Annotated in this window: 21 protein-coding genes; 18 read left to right on the forward strand and 3 right to left on the reverse strand. The window is 47.4% G+C overall.

All coding sequences use genetic code 11. The features are described 5' to 3' along the window. Window positions 1-57: 57 nt before the first annotated feature. The 12 genes from MMOL_RS09535 to MMOL_RS09590 all read left to right on the forward strand — a co-directional run bounded on the left by MMOL_RS09535 (window position 58) and on the right by MMOL_RS09590 (window position 9,350). Window positions 58-606 (forward strand): cob(I)yrinic acid a,c-diamide adenosyltransferase, encoded by a 549-nt coding sequence (locus tag MMOL_RS09535; protein ID WP_015832820.1) that lies wholly within the window; start codon window positions 58-60, stop codon window positions 604-606. Between the two features lie 126 nt (window positions 607-732). Continuing rightward, window positions 733-2,175, forward strand: coding sequence for a polynucleotide adenylyltransferase PcnB (pcnB, locus tag MMOL_RS09540; protein ID WP_015832821.1), 1,443 nt, complete (start codon window positions 733-735; stop codon window positions 2,173-2,175). Further along, window positions 2,172-2,678: a 2-amino-4-hydroxy-6-hydroxymethyldihydropteridine diphosphokinase gene (gene folK / locus MMOL_RS09545; protein WP_015832822.1), complete on the forward strand. Its 507-nt coding sequence runs from the start codon at window positions 2,172-2,174 to the stop codon at window positions 2,676-2,678. The genes pcnB and folK overlap by 4 nt, the downstream gene beginning before the upstream one ends. Window positions 2,679-2,686: 8 nt before the next feature. Continuing rightward, window positions 2,687-3,334, forward strand: coding sequence for a deoxynucleoside kinase (locus MMOL_RS09550; protein WP_015832823.1), 648 nt, complete (start codon window positions 2,687-2,689; stop codon window positions 3,332-3,334). 17 nt (window positions 3,335-3,351) lie between these two features. Further along, the gene (panB, locus tag MMOL_RS09555) at window positions 3,352-4,164 is read left to right on the forward strand and encodes a 3-methyl-2-oxobutanoate hydroxymethyltransferase (RefSeq protein ID WP_015832824.1); all 813 of its coding nucleotides are present in this window, start codon (window positions 3,352-3,354) and stop codon (window positions 4,162-4,164) included. A gap of 34 nt (window positions 4,165-4,198) precedes the next feature. After that, complete coding sequence (panC, locus tag MMOL_RS09560; RefSeq protein WP_015832825.1) at window positions 4,199-5,050, forward strand: pantoate--beta-alanine ligase; 852 nt, start codon at window positions 4,199-4,201, stop codon at window positions 5,048-5,050. Between the two features lie 45 nt (window positions 5,051-5,095). Further along, window positions 5,096-5,476, forward strand: a complete 381-nt coding sequence (panD, locus tag MMOL_RS09565; RefSeq protein ID WP_015832826.1) for an aspartate 1-decarboxylase — start codon at window positions 5,096-5,098, stop codon at window positions 5,474-5,476. After that, window positions 5,477-5,866 (forward strand): ribosome silencing factor, encoded by a 390-nt coding sequence (rsfS, locus tag MMOL_RS09570; RefSeq protein ID WP_015832827.1) that lies wholly within the window; start codon window positions 5,477-5,479, stop codon window positions 5,864-5,866. It begins immediately after the preceding gene. An 81-nt stretch (window positions 5,867-5,947) separates the two neighbouring features. Continuing rightward, entirely contained in the window at window positions 5,948-6,415 is a 468-nt protein-coding gene (gene rlmH / locus MMOL_RS09575; protein ID WP_015832828.1) for a 23S rRNA (pseudouridine(1915)-N(3))-methyltransferase RlmH, read from the forward strand. Between the two features lie 138 nt (window positions 6,416-6,553). Beyond that, a complete protein-coding gene (locus MMOL_RS09580; protein WP_015832829.1) occupies window positions 6,554-6,811 on the forward strand; it encodes a hypothetical protein in 258 nt (85 codons plus the stop codon). Window positions 6,812-6,959: 148 nt separating this feature from the next. Further along, window positions 6,960-8,381: a cryptochrome/photolyase family protein gene (locus tag MMOL_RS09585; RefSeq protein WP_015832830.1), complete on the forward strand. Its 1,422-nt coding sequence runs from the start codon at window positions 6,960-6,962 to the stop codon at window positions 8,379-8,381. Window positions 8,382-8,597: 216 nt separating this feature from the next. Continuing rightward, window positions 8,598-9,350 carry an MlaA family lipoprotein gene (locus MMOL_RS09590; protein ID WP_015832831.1) on the forward strand — a complete coding sequence of 251 codons (753 nt, stop codon included), beginning with the start codon at window positions 8,598-8,600 and terminating at the stop codon, window positions 9,348-9,350. 260 nt (window positions 9,351-9,610) lie between these two features. Here the strand turns inward: MMOL_RS09590 and pmbA are convergent, their stop codons facing one another. After that, the gene (gene pmbA, locus MMOL_RS09595; protein WP_015832832.1) at window positions 9,611-10,951 is read right to left on the reverse strand and encodes a metalloprotease PmbA; all 1,341 of its coding nucleotides are present in this window, start codon (window positions 10,949-10,951) and stop codon (window positions 9,611-9,613) included. 66 nt (window positions 10,952-11,017) lie between these two features. Between pmbA and yjgA the strand changes: the two genes are divergently transcribed. Then, complete coding sequence (yjgA, locus tag MMOL_RS09600) at window positions 11,018-11,599, forward strand: ribosome biogenesis factor YjgA (RefSeq protein ID WP_015832833.1); 582 nt, start codon at window positions 11,018-11,020, stop codon at window positions 11,597-11,599. A 119-nt stretch (window positions 11,600-11,718) separates the two neighbouring features. Beyond that, window positions 11,719-11,949 carry a sulfurtransferase TusA family protein gene (locus MMOL_RS09605; protein ID WP_015832834.1) on the forward strand — a complete coding sequence of 77 codons (231 nt, stop codon included), beginning with the start codon at window positions 11,719-11,721 and terminating at the stop codon, window positions 11,947-11,949. Between the two features lie 126 nt (window positions 11,950-12,075). Here MMOL_RS09605 and MMOL_RS09610 read toward each other — a convergent pair whose 3' ends face one another. Beyond that, window positions 12,076-12,858 carry a PDZ domain-containing protein gene (locus tag MMOL_RS09610; RefSeq protein ID WP_015832835.1) on the reverse strand — a complete coding sequence of 261 codons (783 nt, stop codon included), beginning with the start codon at window positions 12,856-12,858 and terminating at the stop codon, window positions 12,076-12,078. A 63-nt stretch (window positions 12,859-12,921) separates the two neighbouring features. Here MMOL_RS09610 and mog point away from each other — a divergent pair, with 63 nt between their 5' ends. From mog to MMOL_RS09630, 4 genes are read left to right on the forward strand one after another with little or no spacing between them, the layout of a single operon-like run. After that, a complete protein-coding gene (gene mog, locus MMOL_RS09615; protein WP_015832836.1) occupies window positions 12,922-13,521 on the forward strand; it encodes a molybdopterin adenylyltransferase in 600 nt (199 codons plus the stop codon). An 11-nt stretch (window positions 13,522-13,532) separates the two neighbouring features. Further along, window positions 13,533-14,483 (forward strand): thiamine-phosphate kinase, encoded by a 951-nt coding sequence (gene thiL, locus MMOL_RS09620; protein WP_015832837.1) that lies wholly within the window; start codon window positions 13,533-13,535, stop codon window positions 14,481-14,483. After that, on the forward strand, window positions 14,476-14,967 hold the full coding sequence (locus MMOL_RS09625; RefSeq protein WP_015832838.1) for a phosphatidylglycerophosphatase A family protein: 492 nt from the start codon (window positions 14,476-14,478) through the stop codon (window positions 14,965-14,967). Before thiL ends, MMOL_RS09625 begins: the two co-directional genes overlap by 8 nt. Then, window positions 14,946-15,428, forward strand: coding sequence for a CinA family protein (locus MMOL_RS09630; protein WP_015832839.1), 483 nt, complete (start codon window positions 14,946-14,948; stop codon window positions 15,426-15,428). Before MMOL_RS09625 ends, MMOL_RS09630 begins: the two co-directional genes overlap by 22 nt. A gap of 80 nt (window positions 15,429-15,508) precedes the next feature. On the opposite strand, the gene MMOL_RS09635 is transcribed toward MMOL_RS09630, so the two are convergent. Then, window positions 15,509-15,829 carry a hypothetical protein gene (locus MMOL_RS09635; RefSeq protein WP_015832840.1) on the reverse strand — a complete coding sequence of 107 codons (321 nt, stop codon included), beginning with the start codon at window positions 15,827-15,829 and terminating at the stop codon, window positions 15,509-15,511. Window positions 15,830-15,875 lie beyond the last annotated feature (46 nt).

A 15,875-nucleotide genomic window follows, 5' to 3' on the forward strand; every position in this document is an offset into this window, starting at 1 on the left:
CATCGTGCAACACAGGCTGGTATCAACGCACAATTGCATGTGTTAAAGGAATAAATTATGGGTAACCGCTTAAGTAAAATTTACACACGTACTGGCGACAATGGCACCACTGGCTTGGGCGATGGCAGCCGCATCGGTAAGGACAGCGTCCGTGTAGAGGCCATGGGCGATGTGGATGAACTCAATTCCGTAATAGGTTTAATCTTGGCAGAGGGTGCCTCCCCACGCTTGCAAGTAACACTCACCAAGATTCAGCACGATTTATTTAATCTGGGCGGCGAAATTTGCATTCCAGGTTATGTGATGCTAACGGCAGCGTGCGTGGATGAGCTAGAACATCACATAGATGCCTTGAATAGTGAGCTAAGCCCACTAAAAGAGTTTATCTTGCCCGGCGGCAGCAAAAGCGCAGCTTTTTGCCATTTAGCCCGCACCGTATGCCGCCGCGCAGAGCGCAAATTAATTGAATTACACCATCATGAAAAAGTAACTGAAATCTCCCTGCAATATTTAAACCGTCTTTCTGATTTATTATTTGTGATGTGCCGCATTATGAATAAAGAGGCGGGCGTGAGCGACGTATTGTGGAAAAACGAACAAACATGAACACTGACAAACACGACCACATACTGTCAAATACTTACGGGGCTTTAAACAAAGCCAGCCTCAGGCATCATTCTGATTTTAGAATCAATATAGGTTAAGAATATTAGGTTAAGCTATAATTTCGACATGATAAGAAAACTGTTCAATAAAATCTTTAAGCCTAGACTAGCTAAAAACGAGCACGAAGCATCCGCACGAACCAAGCCAGAACATGCCAAACCGCACCAAGCCACGCGCCCTGTCCTAGGGACAAAGAAGTCTGCCAAAAGAAAGGACAGCAACTCGGATGGCGCTACCAGCATCCCGCTAAAAAAGCACCAAATTGACCGCAGACTGTTAAGCAACGCTGCCATTAAAACCATTGAAGGCCTGCAAAAAGCCGGGTTTGAAGCTTACATCGTAGGCGGTGCAGTGCGCGACTTGCTGTTGCAACGAGAACCCAAAGATTTTGACGTAGCCACAGATGCCACCCCGGAAGAAGTTAACCGCGTATTTAGACGTTCGCGCATTATCGGCAGACGCTTTAGGTTAGTACATGTGTTATTTGGTGATGAAACTATCGAGGTTTCCACATTTCGCGGCCACCATGAAGCAAAAGGTGACGCCCACACCAATGAAAGCGGCCGTATTATTCGCGACAACGTATTTGGCAGCTTGGAAGAAGACGCCACACGCCGTGACTTTACTGCCAACGCCCTGTATTACGATCCAACCAGCGAGATCGTACTAGACTTTCATCAAGGCTTTGCAGACATTCAGGCCGGCATACTGCGCATGATAGGCAAACCGGAAACGCGCTATGCCGAAGACCCTGTGCGCATGCTACGCGTGGTGCGGTTATCCGCAAAACTGGGGTTGAAAATCGACCCAGCCACCATGGCGCCTATCGCAAAGATGGCGGATTTATTGCAAGACGTACCGCCCAGCCGCCTATTTGATGAAATGCTCAAGCTATTTTTATCCGGCCACGCCATTGAAAGCGTAAGCGCACTGCGTGAGCAGCACCTGCATCACGGCTTGCTACCTATGTTGGATGTAGTGTTAGAGCAGCCTATGGGTGAGCGTTTTGTCATGCTTGCGCTCAAAAATACGGATGAGCGCATTTTGTCAGGCAAGTCTGCCAACCCTAGCTTCTTATTCGCCACCTTACTGTGGCATGAAGTATTAGCCGCGTGGGAAGTCTATAAAAAAGATGGCAACCCGCCTATCCCCGCACTACATATGGCCATGACTGAGGTGCTTGCCTCACAGGCCGAGAAGCTGGCGATTCATAACCGCTATACCGCCACCATGAAAGAAATTTGGGGCCTACAGCCGCGTTTCGAACAACGTTCAGGTAAACGTCCATTTGGTTTGCTGATTCACCCGCGCTACCGTGCCGGTTACGACTTCCTGCTGTTGCGCTGTGAGTCAGGCGAGTTACCAGCCGAACTAGGCACATGGTGGACGACATTTGCCGAAGCCGATAACGAAACACGCCAAGCAATGCTGGAAGCAGACACCGCTCCGAAAAAACGTAGAAAAAGAAATCGCAAAAAACCAAGCAGCACCGCATCGTCTGAATCATGATGAAGCGCGCATTTGTTGCATTGGGGAGCAACCTAGAGAACCCCAAAGCGCAGGTAGAGCGCGCACTTGCAGCATTAAAACAGTTGCCAGAAACGCGCTTGCTCAAGCAATCATCGCTTTACCAAACAGCACCGATTGACTGCATAGATACAGCACCAGACTTTATTAACGCGGTGGCCGAGGTGGAAACCGCACTCCCGCCTGAAGCCTTGCTAGACGCGATTCTCAACATTGAAAATATTGCAGGACGCGAGCGCCCTTATATCAATGCGCCGCGTGTATTGGACTGTGATTTGCTGTTATATGAAGATATCACACTGAACACGTCCAAACTGACCTTACCGCACCCACGCATGCATTTGCGTGGCTTTGTATTATTACCATTATTTGAAATCGCACCGGATATTTCTATCCCAAATCATGGCAAAATAGCTGCATATATGACGCCAGATTTATTATTAGGTATCAAAAAATTACCCTCTGCAGAAAGTTACCCTCAGTAAGTTAAAACATGAGCATTTTTAATAAATTTCCGTACATTGTTGTTGAAGGCCCGATTGGCTGTGGCAAAACCACGCTCTCTAAAATGCTAGCGGAGAAATTTCCGGTAGATTATCTCTCAGAAAAAGCAGAAGCCAACCCTTTCTTGCCGCGCTTTTATCAAGATGCACAACGCTACGGTTTACCGACACAGCTATTCTTTTTATTTCAGCGTGCTAATCAAATCAAAGAGTTAAGCCAGCGCGACATGTTTGCCAAGCCAATTGTTGCCGATTTCTTTTTAGAAAAAGACCCTATTTTTGCCAGACTCAATTTAGATGATGAAGAATATGCGCTATATCATCAGATCTACCAGCATCTACAGCTAAAAGCGCCCAAGCCGGACTTGGTGATTTACCTGCAAACACCCATCGACTCTTTAATGGAGCGCATTGAAGAACGCAGCGTGAGCTACGAACAAGATATTCCTAGAGAATATATCGAGCGCTTGTCCAACGCCTACAGTGACTTCTTCCACAATTACGATACGTCTCCAGTGTTGATCGTCAACAACGAGAAGCTTAACATTGTTAAAAACGACAGCTCACTTAACTTGCTGCTCAACCGTATCATGCAGATTAAAGGCCAGCGCGAATTCTTTAATCCAAACTTTGAATAACCTTTGGGTATACGTACATGACATTACCTAAGCTACATGAAATGGCAGCCAGTGGTGAAAAAATCGCCATGCTTACATGCTATGACGCCACTTTCGCTAAGCTAATGGCAGATGCCGGCGTAGATATCTTACTTGTGGGCGACTCACTGGGTATGGTGCTACAAGGTGCAGAAAATACACTCAATGTAAGCATGCATCACATGACTTACCACACCAAAAGCGTAGCCGCCGGCGCACCTGATACACTGATTATTGCGGATATGCCGGTAGGCAGTTACGAACACGATAACGAAGCTGCTTACAAGAATGCAGAGTGGTTAATCCGCTCCGGGGCACACATGGTGAAGTTTGAAGGCGGCGGCGAACGAGTAGAAACCGCACGCTACCTCATTGAGCGCGGCATTCCAGTGTGTGCGCACCTTGGATTTACGCCGCAATCCGTCAACCAACTTGGCGGCTATAAGATTCAAGGCAAAACCGAAGAAAGCGCCCACCAAATCATGCAAGATGCCATCGACATGAGCAACGCTGGTGTGAGCATGATGGTACTGGAAATGGTGCCGGCAGCATTAGCCAAACAGATTACAGATAACATTAAAGCCCTCACTATCGGCATCGGTGCCGGTGTAGATTGCGATGGGCAAGTGTTGGTAATCCACGATGTGCTAGGCATATACAACGGACCAGCCAGCAAGCCGGCCAGCGAGTTTAAAGCGCCTAGATTTGTGAAAAATTTCTTAGCTGATACCAACAGCGTGCAACAAGCGGTGGGCAACTATGTTCAAGCCGTGAAAGATAAAAGCTTTCCCGCCCCTGAACATAGCTACTAACACCATAGTTACTAAATCAGATAGTCGCCCATCTATGCAACGCATCTACACCGCTGACCAACTCAGAAACACCCTCAAAGCACAACATAGCATTGCTTTTGTACCCACTATGGGTAACCTGCATGACGGCCATATCGCACTGGTGAGCCTAGCTAAACAACACGCAAAATGCGTAGTCGCCAGCATTTTTGTCAATCCCTTACAGTTCGGCCCCAATGAAGACTTTGCCAGCTACCCACGCACGTTAGAGGCTGATTGCAAACGTTTGGAAGAGGCTGGCGCCGATATCGTGTTTATCCCCAGCGTCACAGAAATGTACCCGGATTTTGATGGCCAGCAGCTAAACCAAAGCATGACCATCTCCGCGCCGCCCATTGCCACAGAGCTATGTGGTGCCTCGCGCCCCGGTCATTTCTCCGGCGTAGCCACCGTGGTGATGAAGCTATTTAATTTAGTCATGCCGCAAGTAGCCGTCTTTGGCAAAAAAGACTTTCAGCAAGTATTTGTGATTAAAGAGCTGGTGCGGCAATTTAACTTACCGATACAGATCATTGCCGGCGATACCGTGCGTGAGACCAGCGGCCTTGCCATGAGCTCACGCAACGGCTACCTGACTCCAGCCCAAAAAGCAGAGGCGGCGCAACTGCACCAGTGTTTAGTCAGCATCGTGAATCAGATTCAGCAAGGTAATATCAACTTTGCCGGTTTAACCCAGTCTGCAGCGCAAACACTCACGCAAAAAGGCTGGCTAGTGGACTATATCTCCGTGCGCGCTGCCGACACCTTACTGCCTGCAACGAACCAAGATAAGCAACTGGTTGTCTTAATAGCTGCAAAGCTGGGCAATACCAGATTGATTGATAATATTGATTTTTGCGCTAAGTGATTGAAAAGACTATAATGCAATCCCTTTTGAAAAACGGTTAAGCACATGCAAAGAACCATGCTTAAATCTAAGTTGCACCGCGTACACGTCACGCACTCGGAATTACACTACGAAGGTAGCTGTGCAATAGACGAAGAGTTACTCGAAGCAGCGAATATTCACGAATACGAGCAAATCAGTATTTATAACGTCACCAATGGTGAGCGTTTCTCTACTTATGCGATTCGCGCTGAACGCCATTCCGGCATTATTTCGGTCAACGGTGCTGCCGCACACAAGGCAGACCCGAAAGACATCATTATTATCGCCAGTTACGCGACCTATCATGAAGCCGAATTAGAGAACTTCGCACCGCAACTTATTTATGTGGATAACGAAAACCGCATAAAATCCCAACGTAATGCAATACCAGCACAGGCCGCTTAAATGACACAAGACACACAGAAAGTAGCTTCTAACAATTTAGATTTAGAAGCCATGAAAAACGCAGTAGTAGATGCAATTGAAGATATTAAAGGTTTTGATATCAGCGTGATGGATGTGCGTAAGCTCACCAGCATGACCAATTACATGATCGTAGCATCCGCCAACTCTAGCCGCCAAGCGAAAGCCGTCGCAGATAACGTAAGAGAAAAAATCAAAGAAAAAGGCTTTGCAATTCGCGGTACTGAAGGCGAAAAAGAAGGCGAATGGGTGTTAGTAGACCTAGACGATATCGTGGTGCATATCATGGTACCGGCCACACGCGCCTACTACAACCTTGAGCAACTGTGGGGCGAAGCAGAAGCACGCCGCGGCCACATTACGCCAGTTTAGTGACGACGATTCCCCTGCGCCGCTAGGCAGCAGGGTTAATTTCCGCATCACACTATCCTCATTACCTCACCCTAAAACCACTTGAAACTCCGGATTATCTCTGTCGGTCACAAAATGCCAGGCTGGGTAGAAACCGCCTGCGCTGAATATATCAAGCGCATGCCGCGTGAGCTCAGTGTTGAAATCATTGAAATCAAACCAGATAAACGTGCAGACGGCAAAAATAGCACCGTCGTACAAGAAGCTGAAGCCAAGCGCATTCTGGAAGCAGCAGGCCGAGATTTTTTAGTGGTTTGTGATGAGCGAGGACAAGAAGTCACCACCCTACAACTGGCCGAAAAAATGCAATTCTGGCAATCACTGGGCAAAGATATCAGTATTGTAGTCGGTGGCGCCGATGGCATCCATACCAGCCTTAAACAGCAAGCCAATTGGCTGTGGGGCTTATCTAAACTTACCCTGCCGCATGCTTTTGTGCGCGTACTGCTGTGTGAGCAGCTCTACCGCGCCCATACCGTGATTCAAAACCACCCTTACCACCGCGAGTAGTACTTATTCTTCTGGCATGCTTAATGCTTAGCTTAGAGACATCAACAAGATAAGTGCCAAAATTAACTAACCTATGCACCATTAAATTGCATTTCTAGCTAATTAGCACTTTTTTAGAAAAATTCTCTGGGAGTCATTATGGATAATCAATGCTTAGTTGTATTGTCAAAATTCTCTGTAGCAGCTAGAAAAGTAGTAGGTGCAGTTAACCCAGCCAAACTGATTAAAGACCGCCAATATGCCACTGAAGTCTTTGAGCGCGTAGATGCACTAGGCGATGAAGAACTGATTCTATTATCGCTGGACTTACAACTACTCCTAGGCTTACTAACTCCCTCCAGCAACGAAACAAGCTCCGTTCCACCGCAAAAATACATGATGGGAGCCAGAAGTTGAATCTGGCCCAGGAACAAAACAGGCCATAGGCGCCAAGCAAGGCTAAAACTAGGTAAATCTGGGGGTTAACCACACGCACTCGCTTTCATGAGAACGAATCAACTAACTGGAGTAAAATCACCACACTCTCATTAACAACAGATAGCGCATGCAATACTCCACCTCACTAGTCTGGTTTCGTCGTGATCTGCGCGACTACGACCATGCAGCACTCTATTACGCGCTCAAGGCATCACAGCAGGTGTATTGTGTGTTTGTATTTGATACTGACATCCTCAATCAGCTGTCAGACAAGGCTGACCGTCGCGTAGAGTTTATTTGGGAAAGTGTGCAGGAGCTCAAAACCGCACTACAGCAACGCGGCAGCGACTTAATCGTTCTGCATGGCAGCGCCCAGCATGAAGTACCGCAGTTAGCGCAAACATTGCAGGCACAAGCAGTGTTTGCCAATCACGACTACGAACCTAGCGCCATTGCACGTGATGCTCAAGTGGCTCAGCAGTTGCAAGCGCATGACATTGATTTCCATCATTACAAAGACCAAGCTATCTTTGAAAAAGATGAAGTATTAACCATGGCACACAAGCCATATAGCGTGTTCACACCTTACAAAAACGCATGGCTTAAAACCGTTAATGACTTTTACCTCAAGGCTTATCCCGTTGAGCACTATTTAAACAAGCTTGCCAAAATCCAGCCGCAGCCCCTGGCCAGCTTGGAATCATTTGGGTTTCAACGTACCAACTTATCCAGCTTACGCCTACCGACAGGGATGAGTGGCTCGGCCACATTATTTGACGACTTTATCGAGCGCATCAAGCATTACAAAGAAGCACGCGACTTTCCTGCGGTCAAAGGCGTGTCTTACCTATCCGTACATTTGCGCTTTGGCACAATTTCCATCCGCCAACTGGCAAGAACTGCCATGCAGATAGGTGGCTTTGGTGCAGAGACATGGTTATCAGAACTGATCTGGCGTGATTTCTACTTCCAGATATTGCACCACAATCCACAGCTAGAAGCCGGCAAAGCATTCAAGACCGAGTTCGAAGCGATTGCCTTCCCTAACTCAGCCACACTGTTTACCGCATGGTGCGAGGGCAAAACCGGTTATCCGCTGGTCGATGCCGCCATGCGCCAACTCAACACTACCGGCTTTATGCACAACCGCTTACGCATGGTCGCAGCAAGCTTCTTGGTGAAAGATTTATTAATCGACTGGCGCTGGGGTGAGCGCTACTTTGCAGAAAATCTAATTGATTTTGACTTTAGTGCCAACAATGGCGGCTGGCAATGGGCGGCCTCTACCGGTTGCGACGCACAGCCTTGGTTTAGAATTTTCAATCCCATCACTCAAAGCGAGCGCTTTGATGGGCATGGCAAGTTTATCCGTAAATATGTCGCCGAACTGGCACAGTGCAACGACAAAGAAATCCACGCACCATGGCTGATGTCGGCACAGCGTCAGTCTAGCATCAACACTGTGATTGGGCAGAACTACCCGAAACCGATTGTAGACCACGCCACACAACGTGAGCGTGTACTTAGTCTGTACAAGAACACGGTTTGAGTGCAGCGTTTGAGTTAAGCAATGCTGCCTATACTCTACCCACCATACGAACACTTACGCAGAAACAGCACCCGATTTTTTGTTGCATAAATGTAACAAATGGTTTATTTTACAAACGTTAATTGCAGTCATGCATCGCTATCAATAGTTAGTTATTAATAAGTTGGTATAATGACCCATTACTTTTCGACAAGTCTTTAAATAAGAAACATAAAAATGTATAAAAAAATATCCTATTTATTCACCTCTTGCCTCTTGGCTATGATGGTGACTGGCTGCGCGTCTCAAGCTAATAAAGACCCACTGGAAAGCGTCAATCGCGGCATTTACAAATTTAACGATGTCGCCGACAAAGCGGTATTAAAACCTGTAGCTACCGCCTACAAAAATGTTGCGCCAACACCAGTTCGCCTTGGTGTAAACAACTTTTTCAGCAATCTAGGCACGCTCACCAACGTATTAAACAACTTGTTGCAATTTAAATTTGCTAATGCATTCAGCGAAGCTGGTCGCTTTGTGATTAACAGTACATTCGGCATCGCTGGCTTCATTGACGTTGCTGGTATGGATAAAGTTCCAGTGCATAAAGAAGATTTCGGTCAAACACTAGGTTACTGGGGCGTAGGCCCGGGCGCATACTTGGTGCTGCCAATTGCCGGCCCATCTAGCGTGCGCGATGCCACAGGCTGGTTTGTGGACCTATCGACCACCGACCCGATCACCTACACGCATAATATCGGTCAAGTTCGCTTGCATAATCAGCTACGTGCCGCGCAGTTTATAGACAAACGCACCGAGCTACTGGATGCAAAAGATTTAGTAGATGATGCATCACTAGACCCTTACGCCTTCATGCGCGATGCTTACCTGCAACGCCGTGCAAGCTTAGTACAAGACGGTTTGGTTCCAAGTGAACTCATCAAAGACGAGTTCTTTGAAGATGAAAAAGAGAACAAAGACGCCAAGTAAGTTTTATCAAGCAAGCTCTAGTAAATAAAAAAGCCCACTCGCAAGTGGGCTTTTTTTTATGGCAATAACTTAAATCTTTTATTCGCCTTAGATGGGCTTAGTGAATTAGCGTGGCTAAATATAGGCACACATATCAAAGCAGACTACTCGCAAACCTAAAACCGTAAAGTTCTTGTCCGTGGAATATATCTGCTGTACCAGTATTTGGCATCACCGCTCCGCTAAGGGGCTAAAGCCCTAAGTGGAAGCGCGAAAGCTGATTATTCGCACGCCACTGTCATGTGCTCAATCAGGATAGAGCCGACTTGCTTAGAGCCTTGCACTAGCACATCATTGCCAACGGCTACTATCATTTTCAACATATCAGCCATATTGCTCGCAATGGTGATTTCCTCTACCGGATGCACAATCACACCATTTTCTACCCAATAACCTGCAGCACCGCGTGAATAATCACCGGTCACCATATTCATACCATGCCCGAGCAGCTCGGTCACCACTAATCCGGTGCCCATTTCTTTGAGCAAACCAGCAAAATCCAATGCGCCAGACTGCACGATTAAATTATGGTTACCGCCAGCATTACCTGTGGTTTTCAACCCCAGCTTCCTAGCTGAGTAGCTGGAAAGCACATAGCCTTGCAACACGCCATCTTTAACAAGTTGGCGCGCGTTGGTGGCAACACCTTCATTATCAAATGGGCTGCTGGCTAGTCCTTTTTTCACAAAAGGGTCTTCATAGATATTTAACAGCGGCGAGGCAATTTGCTGACCTAAACTATCCAGCAAGAATGATGACTTACGGTATAAATTACCGCCAGAAATAGCGCTGATTAACGTAGAAATGAGGCCACTGGCTAACGACGCTTCAAACAGTACCGGTACTTGGCATGTTTTGATTTTTCTGGAATTTAAGCGCTTCACAGTGCGCTCACCTGCGATGCGGCCAATCTCCGCTGGGGATTGCAAATCTGCTGCTGTGCGTGCTGTGGCATACCAATAGTCGCGCTGCATGCTATCATCTGACTCTGCAATCACTGAGCAGCTAATTCCATGACGCGAACTTGGGTAGCCGCCGGTAAACCCATGGCTATTGCTATACGCAAAAAATCCGGTGCCAGTTGAAACGCTGGCGCCTTCTGAGTTAATGATGCGTGCATCTACCGCCAGTGCTGCTTCCTCACATTGCTGAGCCAGCAACGCAGCCTCATCAACCGTGAGTTGCCAAGGATGATGCAGGTCTAAATCTGGGATTGCCTTCGCCATCAATTCAGCGTCTGCCAGCCCGCAAAAATCATCTTTAGCGGTATATTTGGCGATATTACAAGCAGCGGCCACCGTATCTTTCAGCGCCTGTGCTGATAAATCGGAAGTACTAGCGTGGCCTTTTTGCTTACCAAAATAAACCGTGACCGACATACCTTTATCACGGTTATACTCAATGTGCTCCACTTCCTGCATGCGCACGGAAACATTTTGCCCGATACTTAAGCTCAACTCCGCCTCAGCCTGACTAGCGCCCAGGCTTTTAGCCACTTTCAGCACGTCTTCCGACATCTGCTTAATTTCATCTAATGTATAACTAAACCCAGAATCTGACATAACGCTTTCTACTATAAAAAAATGTACTTTTATCACGCAACTGCATAACTGATATAATACCTCAGCATGAAACCTAAAAAGACAACTAAAGATACAGAATTAAGTAACGATGCAAATCTAGATGCAGACTTACCTACGAGTAAAACCAAATTAAAAGCGGAAGCGGATGCTCAGCAAGCGCTTGGCGTAAAACTGTCTGCGCTGTCAAAAGACAAGCTCAACAAACTTAACCTGCCAGAAGACTTACTCACAGCCGTACTTGAGACCAAGAAAATTACCGCCAATGGCGCCATTCGACGCCATCGGCAATATTTGGGTCGTCTCATGCGTGAAATTGACACCGCGCCAATTATTGAACAATTATCGCGCTGGGAAGGTAAGAACACTGCCGAAAACGCCTATTTCCACGGGCTTGAACGCTGGCGTGACAGGATGATTAACGACCCCAATGCATTATCTGAGTTCATAGCGCTACATCCGTCTACGGATAGCCAGCAACTGCGCACTTTGATACGTAATGCGCAAAAAGAACATTTAGCCAACAAACCGCCAAAAAGCAGTAGAGAGATTTTTAAACTACTGCGTGAAATCACCAGCAGCGGAACCTCTGCTGCTACAGAAGAGTCAGACCTTCCAGAAGAAGAGTAAACCTTCTGCACTCAGTGCCTGTATTAACGCCATATCCGGCAGTCTTCAGCACTAAAACCAATCGCATCCGAGGCTGACACACCGGCCTCGGCTTGCCCCAAATTAAGGCCGCAAAAATAATGACGATAAATTTCGATTCTGTACTTGATGTACGCCATGAAGATAGCCCAATTCCAACCATTCGTACCAAAGAAGCACTGGACACCCTAGCGCCAGGCAGTGTTTTGAAAGTCATTACCAGCCAAGAAAGTACGGTTAAAAATATACGCACCTTGGTTACCAACAATCCATTTACCTTAGTGCAAGAGCAAAAGACTGCCGAAGAGTTTATCTTTTTTATTCAAAAATAACTGCAAGAAAACTGGCTGTTAATCAGCCAGTCGCCGCGCCAGCTAAAATCTCCGAAAATTTCGCCCCCACATATTCACTTGGCAGTAAGGTAGCGTGCGGCAACGCAGCAAACCAACTAAACCAGCCTATTTGCGCGCGTTTAACTGTACCATCTGCGTCATAACGGCATCTTCGCGCTGCAATTCTACCGCGACCTTTTGCCCGGCGTAACGCTTTACCGCTGCAAATAAATCATCCGCTGTATTCAATGTCACGTCACCTAACTTCAAGAGCGTGTCTGCTCGCAGTAAGCCGGTATTATTCGCTGGCGATGCTTTAATCACGGCAATCACTTTCAAGCCAGGCAGCTCCTTTGGAGCAGCCTCACTGGCACTTTCTTGTTTTAGCTTAATCACGTGCACACCAAACAAAGGCATAGGCAACTTTGCCCAATAGCTCGCATGATACTGGTATTGCGTAGGCCCTTCTTCCAAATCATTCGGGTCAATCTCTGCGCCTTTTTTTGCAGCTTCTTTGATTAACTGTAACTTTGAGCTAGCCGTTTGAGCTGACTCATATTTCTGATACACCATCACGATATCGGCCTTAAGCGACTTTGCATGCTGCAACGCTAACCCGGAAGAAACCTCTCGCCCAGAGAAACCAGAGGTACCCATCAAATCATAACCATCCTCCAGCATGGTAATGTTGTCCTCATTTTTATGATTGCCAACAAACATCTTGGTATCTGGTACTGTTTGCAGTGAGTGCAAGTCACCGGCACTCTGTTTTTTATAATTCTGTGCATAGGGGTTGAGGTCGGCCGCATAAAGCTGGTGGGCGAACAGCACCAACCCTATACTTGCCAGTGAAAACAGCATGTATTTTATTAAACTGATAGATGAATTATTGCTGCGAATAGCTGGCATAAAATATCCTTTGCGCGCGGTAATGGTATGATTTAGTCTTGCTTAAGTACTAGTGACTCAGAAATGACCAAAGAATTCATTAAAATCGGATTAGTTTCAATTAGCGACCGTGCAAGCAGCGGTGAGTATGAAGACAAAGGCATTCCTAGCCTGCGTGCATGGCTAACGCAAACCCTGACCTCACCCTTTAGTCTGGAAGCGCGCTTGATTCCGGATGAACAAGACGAAATTGAATCTACCCTGATTGATCTCGTTGATTTTCAAGGCTGCCATCTGATCTTGACCACTGGCGGCACTGGCCCATCTTTACGGGATGTAACACCAGAGGCGACCCTAGCAGTTGCCGATAGGGAAATGCCAGGCTTTGGTGAGCAAATGCGCCAGATTAGCCTCAATTTTGTTCCTACTGCTATTCTATCCAGACAAGTTGCAGTCACACGTAAGCAATGCCTCATTATCAATTTACCAGGTCAACCCAAAGCAATAGCGCAGACTCTGGAAGGCCTAAAAGATGAAGCGGGAAACACGCTGGTGCATGGCATTTTTGCTGCGGTGCCATACTGTATAGACCTGCTTGCCACGCCAGAAAGCCCCATGCCGAGAATCGAAACCAATGAAGCGATTGTTAAAGCATTCAGACCAAAATCTGCACCTGCAGCCTAATTGATTAGCACATGTCTGAGTTTAATTTAATTGCCAAATATTTTACCCGCCCTAGCCAACATGCTGACTTAGGGGTGGGCGATGATGCAGCCTTGCTGCGTGTGAGGTCAGGGCAACAATTAGCAATTTCGACCGACATGCTGGTAGCAGGCACTCACTTCTTTCATGATGCTGCACCCTATAGCATAGGCTGGAAATCCCTAGCCGTGAACGTATCAGACATGGCAGCGATGGGTGCGAACCCCAGATGGGCAACCCTCGCAATTGCTTTACCTGAAGTAAACGAGCCTTGGCTGGCTGAGTTCTCCAAAGGCTTCTTTGCATGCGCAGATGCATTCAACGTAGAATTGATTGGCGGCGACACCACCAGAGGCCCACTCACCCTTAGCGTGCAAATCATGGGTGAAGTACCATTGGGTCTAGCCATTCAGCGTAGTGGCGCAAAAGCCGGCGATGATATTTGGGTGTCAGGGACGATAGGCAGCGCCGCACTTGGTCTGGCCCACCTGCAAGGTAAAGTTGCCCTTGCCGAACCAACCACAACACACTGCCTGACCGCGTTAACGATGCCGACACCTCGTGTGGCACTAGGCTTGGCACTGCGCGGTATCGCCAATAGCTGCATTGATATTTCCGATGGCTTAACGGCAGACCTCAGTCACATCCTAAAAGCCTCAAATCTAGGTGCAGAGCTTGCACTAGAAAATATCCACTGTGACGATTATTTACGTAGCCACTTAAATGACCGCGCTATTCAGCAATGCATACTGGCCGGGGGCGACGATTATGAACTGCTGTTCACTGCGCCTAAATCGCAGCGTCAGCACATTCAGCAACTAAGTCAGCAGTTACAGTTATCTCTCAGCTTAATTGGTGAAACTACCGCACAATCCACTTTGGTGGTTAAGCACCATCAACAAACGGTAGACCTCTCCAGCAAAGGGTTTGATCATTTTGGCTAACACGCATCCCACCTGTAAATTATTATTCTCACACCCAGCGCATTTTTTAGCGCTGGGCGCGGGTAGTGGATTGGCTAAAAAAGCCCCTGGCACCTTTGGTACAGCCGTGGGACTACCACTATTCTGGCTCATCCACGCCCACACACTCACCACACAACTAGCCATCATTGGCCTGCTGTTTTTGGCTGGTATTTACTTCTGCGATAAGACTGGCAAAGCGCTAGGGGTATCCGACCATGGCAGTATTGTCTGGGATGAAATCGTCGCCATAATGTTAGTGCTCACTTTCACCAGCTACCAATGGCAATGGTGGTTAGCCGCATTCTTACTATTCCGGCTATTTGATATCTGGAAACCATTCCCCATCCGCCAATGCGATGCCAAAGTGAAAGGCGGCTTAGGCGTAATGTTAGATGATCTGCTAGCAGCGATTTACGCCATATTTAGTCTAAAGGCTTTAGCATGGATCATCACGCAAGTTTAGCAAGCACGCTCGGCCTAGCACTCAAGCAACGCGGTTATATGCTCACATTGGCAGAGTCATGCACCGGCGGCATGGCGGCACAAGCCATTACCAGCGTAGCCGGTAGCTCAGATTGGTTTGATCGTGGATTTGTGACTTACAGCAATGCCGCTAAAATTGAAATGCTTAACGTCTCTGCCGCCACCTTAGAAACCTATGGCGCAGTAAGCGAACAGACTGCAGCCGAAATGGCAATTGGCGCGTTGAAAAATAGCCACGCACAGATAGCCGGTAGCATCACTGGCATTGCCGGCCCTAGTGGCGGTAGCGCAGAGAAACCCGTAGGCACAGTATGCTTCGCATGGCTAAGCACAAACCTACCCATGTCCACATGCACCCAAGTATTCACCGGCGATCGTACGGCAATCAGACAACAGGCTACGTCTTTTCTGTTAAAGGCACTTGCTGAACAGCTAGCCTGATTGAGCGGCTAATTTAGCTTACCCAACTTTAAGCGAGGCTAACTTTAGGCTGGGCTGATTTCGGCTCGCCTAACAGAGGACTATCTGCGATAACCACCGTGGCGACCATCTCCATGATGGTGGTGACGCCCAGAGTAATAGTTTCCATAGAAACCGTAACCGCCACGATACACAGTTGCAGGGTAATAATATTGGTAGGCATATGGTGCTGTATCGTAATAAACGCTATAGCCAGGATAATAAGCCACTGGCGGAGCTACATACTGCACCGCGGCTGGATAAGCATAATAGCCAGGGCCACCAATATTAAGTGCGAAACTTACAGAATCCCGCGCTTGTGCACTAGATAAAGTGGCAGCGCCTAGCGCCAATACCACCAATAGTGAACGAAGTACTTTCATTGTTGCTCTCCTTAACATTACACAACTACGCTTGTACTTAACGAAT

This window comes from Methylotenera mobilis JLW8, from assembly GCF_000023705.1.
Lineage (GTDB): Bacteria > Pseudomonadota > Gammaproteobacteria > Burkholderiales > Methylophilaceae > Methylotenera > Methylotenera mobilis.

What these genes read in the sequence shown, in the direction of transcription:
- MMOL_RS09535 (WP_015832820.1), top strand. Translation starts at nt 58, where the DNA reads ATGGGTAACCGCTTAAGTAAAATTTACACACGTACTGGCGACAATGGC.
- pcnB (WP_015832821.1), top strand. Translation starts at nt 733, where the DNA reads ATGATAAGAAAACTGTTCAATAAAATCTTTAAGCCTAGACTAGCTAAA.
- folK (WP_015832822.1), top strand. Translation starts at nt 2,172, where the DNA reads ATGATGAAGCGCGCATTTGTTGCATTGGGGAGCAACCTAGAGAACCCC.
- MMOL_RS09550 (WP_015832823.1), top strand. Translation starts at nt 2,687, where the DNA reads ATGAGCATTTTTAATAAATTTCCGTACATTGTTGTTGAAGGCCCGATT.
- panB (WP_015832824.1), top strand. Translation starts at nt 3,352, where the DNA reads ATGACATTACCTAAGCTACATGAAATGGCAGCCAGTGGTGAAAAAATC.
- panC (WP_015832825.1), top strand. Translation starts at nt 4,199, where the DNA reads ATGCAACGCATCTACACCGCTGACCAACTCAGAAACACCCTCAAAGCA.
- panD (WP_015832826.1), top strand. Translation starts at nt 5,096, where the DNA reads ATGCAAAGAACCATGCTTAAATCTAAGTTGCACCGCGTACACGTCACG.
- rsfS (WP_015832827.1), top strand. Translation starts at nt 5,477, where the DNA reads ATGACACAAGACACACAGAAAGTAGCTTCTAACAATTTAGATTTAGAA.
- MMOL_RS09580 (WP_015832829.1), top strand. Translation starts at nt 6,554, where the DNA reads ATGGATAATCAATGCTTAGTTGTATTGTCAAAATTCTCTGTAGCAGCT.
- MMOL_RS09585 (WP_015832830.1), top strand. Translation starts at nt 6,960, where the DNA reads ATGCAATACTCCACCTCACTAGTCTGGTTTCGTCGTGATCTGCGCGAC.
- MMOL_RS09590 (WP_015832831.1), top strand. Translation starts at nt 8,598, where the DNA reads ATGTATAAAAAAATATCCTATTTATTCACCTCTTGCCTCTTGGCTATG.
- pmbA (WP_015832832.1), bottom strand. Translation starts at nt 10,951, where the DNA reads ATGTCAGATTCTGGGTTTAGTTATACATTAGATGAAATTAAGCAGATG.
- yjgA (WP_015832833.1), top strand. Translation starts at nt 11,018, where the DNA reads ATGAAACCTAAAAAGACAACTAAAGATACAGAATTAAGTAACGATGCA.
- MMOL_RS09605 (WP_015832834.1), top strand. Translation starts at nt 11,719, where the DNA reads ATGACGATAAATTTCGATTCTGTACTTGATGTACGCCATGAAGATAGC.
- MMOL_RS09610 (WP_015832835.1), bottom strand. Translation starts at nt 12,858, where the DNA reads ATGCCAGCTATTCGCAGCAATAATTCATCTATCAGTTTAATAAAATAC.
- mog (WP_015832836.1), top strand. Translation starts at nt 12,922, where the DNA reads ATGACCAAAGAATTCATTAAAATCGGATTAGTTTCAATTAGCGACCGT.
- thiL (WP_015832837.1), top strand. Translation starts at nt 13,533, where the DNA reads ATGTCTGAGTTTAATTTAATTGCCAAATATTTTACCCGCCCTAGCCAA.
- MMOL_RS09630 (WP_015832839.1), top strand. Translation starts at nt 14,946, where the DNA reads ATGGATCATCACGCAAGTTTAGCAAGCACGCTCGGCCTAGCACTCAAG.
- MMOL_RS09635 (WP_015832840.1), bottom strand. Translation starts at nt 15,829, where the DNA reads ATGAAAGTACTTCGTTCACTATTGGTGGTATTGGCGCTAGGCGCTGCC.